4 protein-coding genes are annotated in these 2,907 nt (G+C 37.2%); all 4 read left to right on the top strand.

Annotation, left to right across the window (positions count from 1 at the left end; all coding sequences use genetic code 11):
* The first annotated feature begins 105 nt into the window (after positions 1-105).
* A complete protein-coding gene (locus PHR02_RS13490) occupies positions 106-399 on the top strand; it encodes a type II toxin-antitoxin system RelE/ParE family toxin (protein WP_299992815.1) in 294 nt (97 codons plus the stop codon).
* On the top strand, positions 396-866 hold the full coding sequence (gene ybaK, locus PHR02_RS13485) for a Cys-tRNA(Pro) deacylase (protein WP_299992813.1): 471 nt from the start codon (positions 396-398) through the stop codon (positions 864-866). Before PHR02_RS13490 ends, ybaK begins: the two co-directional genes overlap by 4 nt.
* A 94-nt stretch (positions 867-960) precedes the next feature.
* Positions 961-2,016: a hypothetical protein gene (locus PHR02_RS13480; RefSeq protein ID WP_299992812.1), complete on the top strand. Its 1,056-nt coding sequence runs from the start codon at positions 961-963 to the stop codon at positions 2,014-2,016.
* A gap of 20 nt (positions 2,017-2,036) precedes the next feature.
* Positions 2,037-2,907 (top strand): hypothetical protein (locus PHR02_RS13475; RefSeq protein ID WP_299992811.1); only part of this gene is annotated, 871 nt, incomplete at its 3' end.

The following is a 2,907-nucleotide window of genomic DNA, read 5'->3' as shown; positions in this document are numbered from 1 at the left end:
GCGCAATGGTCGGAGTTGGCAAAAAAACGTTTCGAATCATTGGAAAACGGCGATGTACAATCCGTCAGTTGGGAAAGTATCAAAAATCAGATTTTAGGCTCTTGAATGAAGCCGTTGCGCTTTCATCCTGATGTGAGCGTCGATGTCAAAGGCTCGTATGAATGGTATGAAGAACGCTCAATCGGATTAGGCGATAGATTTATTTCCCAACTCGAACACTCCTATGAAGCAATCAGCCATTTTCCGCAGATGTGGTCTCCTTTTGAACATGGGTTTCATCGCTATGTTTTACCCCATTTTCCATTTTCTGTCATTTACAAAGAAACTCACGATACTATTTTCATCCTTGCTGTAATGCATAACAGCCGTAAACCAGGATATTGGCAAGATAGAGCATGACCCCCGCCGTAAATATCGCTAAAAAAGCAAAAATAGACTATACCCTTCACTCCTATATTCATGATCCCGCATCCGCTTCGTATGGAGAGGAAGCATCGGAGAAATTAGGGATTCCTTCGGATAGGGTGTTTAAAACACTGGTTGCACAGATCGACTCACGTGAACTCGTCGTTGCGGTCATCCCCGTCTCCTCTATGCTCTCGATGAAACAGATCGCCAAAGCAGCAGGGGGCAAAAAAGCGGAAATGGCAAAGGGTGCGGACGTGGAACGCTCCAGCGGTTATATCCTCGGCGGAGTGAGTCCATTAGGACAGAAAAGGAAACTTAGGACGTTTATCGATGCATCGGCGGAGGATTTTCCGACGATCTATGTGAGTGCAGGGCGTAGAGGGTTGGAGATAGAATTATCGCCGAATGATTTGGCAAAAATAACAGATGGGGAGATGGTAGCGTTATGCGCAGAGTAATGAGGTTGCCAACGGAAGAATGTTTTTGAGTATTTTAAACAATATTATTAAAATCAGTTAATTTTTAGTAGAATTGTTTGAAAAAAGGAAGGCGATGAAATATTATGTTTTGATACTGATCATGTGTCTCTTATCTCTCTATGCTGATGAACCACAAACAATAGATACATGGGGTAAACACATCAATCCTCAAGGAATCGCCCCGAAAAACCGTTTTAAAGCTTTCTATTTCAATACAAAAAATCCGAAGAGCATCATTGCAACTGAAGAAGTGTCAAAAGTCGGAATCAATTATCCATTTGATCAATTTCATAAAATCCCTTCAGAGGATTTTGGCGGTTATTGGGTTGGTGATTTTGAGTACAATAGTGATACACCCATGCAACTCAGCCTTGAATTAAGCTGGGCAAAATCACGTGTCATTATTAATGGCAAAGTTGTGCATGAAGGTGAAAATAGTACAACATTTCCGTATGTTTTTAAAAAAGGGTCAAATCGTATTGAAATCGAATACGCGAATAATTGGCATACGACAGGTTTTATGATGTCGATCAAACCAATGGAAAAAAAATATACGACCAATGAACTCCAAACGTATTTACAAGAGAATATTTCCAAGAATGCCGAAGTATTGTACGCTGGAGTGTATGAAAGCGGTCAAACGGATCAGAGTATTTTTTTAAAATTGGCAAAAATAGAGAAGCCTGTGATTTTGGTATTGAACTCTTATAGTGGGATCAACTGGAAAATTTCTAATCCGCATCATGTCACGATAGAAGCGATCATTTATTCCGCGTATCAGCCCGGAACAGAGATTATGGGCGATAATCTAAAAAATGTTCCAAAGCTTCTTTATGATGGAGTGCTTGGAAGTTACACTATGGAAGAACATTGCGATTGCCTTGGTGCGCATTTCCATTGTGAAGGGAGCAATGGATTAGGTGTCATTCGTCAAATCGAATCCGTTACCAAAAGAAAAGTGTTGGGTTACGATGCGCATTATGCACCTAAAGTAATGCAGTTACCAAAAGTATACGTTACACCGGAGCGGTTGAGAGCTTTCGAATATGAAAAATTACAGAATGAAAAAGCGCAAAAAGTGTGTAATCGTGAGATAACTCCCGATTTTAATAAAATGTTTAATCAATAAAAATCGTAGGAGGTAGAAAAATGAATTTATCATTTTTAAAACTAAAATTCATCACAACAAAACTATTTGATTACAATAATGAAAAATTAAATCCATTATCAATCATCCTTATTATTTTGCTTGATATCTTTATCTTTAGTATCATAGAAAAAGGGATAATGACTGAGAAATATAAATCACCACCTGCCGATGTTGTTTTTCCTTATGAATGCCAAATTTATTTTAAAAAGGATTTGAAAAATTACAACGATTTCAACGATGCAAGCTATTATCCAGATGGTTTTGGAGATTTAGTATCACCGATTTGTGTTGATTTATCAAAAAAAATAAAATCCTTTGCATCATCTAATGAATTTAAAAATAATGCGCAGCAAATTATTGACCTCTCATCCAAAGAGACCGAGATTGAAGCATCTATCATTGCAATTCAAAATACATATGATACAAAACTGTTTGAAAAAATAGCGAGTGAAAGTGTGGGTGATACCCTCCAAGAAACCAAATCAAAATATTACGGATTGCTCAAAGATCAAGCAAATGTTAAAAAAGCATTGCAAAGTATCCCAGCAATTACAAGTTTAAGCGGTTATGATGCACTTAGCTCCTATATCAATGCGCATAAAGTAGAATTTCATGAAAGTTATTCTTCGTATGCTTTTTGGCAATCTTTTTATGCGTTTGGATGGATGCTTGTTTATGTGGTTCCACTCTTTTTAGTTACGTTTTTCATGTATCAAAAGAGCACAAAAATGCTCATCAAACTTATAGCTTCTCACATTATTGCAATCCTAACCGTTTTATTTTTGATTGATTTATCGATACTAATTTGGAGTGTCCTTCCGAAAACATTTTTAAAAGAAATTGTTGATTTGCTCTATTCTCTAGGATTAA

The sequence above is a fragment of the Sulfuricurvum sp. genome, from assembly GCF_028688295.1.
In the GTDB taxonomy this organism is placed as follows: Bacteria; Campylobacterota; Campylobacteria; order Campylobacterales; family Sulfurimonadaceae; genus Sulfuricurvum.
The sequence above is the reverse complement of the archived record's forward strand: the minus strand, read 5'-3'. Positions and strand labels throughout refer to the sequence as shown.

What these genes read in the sequence shown, in the direction of transcription:
- PHR02_RS13490 (WP_299992815.1), top strand. Translation starts at nt 106, where the DNA reads ATGAAGCCGTTGCGCTTTCATCCTGATGTGAGCGTCGATGTCAAAGGC.
- ybaK (WP_299992813.1), top strand. Translation starts at nt 396, where the DNA reads ATGACCCCCGCCGTAAATATCGCTAAAAAAGCAAAAATAGACTATACC.
- PHR02_RS13480 (WP_299992812.1), top strand. Translation starts at nt 961, where the DNA reads ATGAAATATTATGTTTTGATACTGATCATGTGTCTCTTATCTCTCTAT.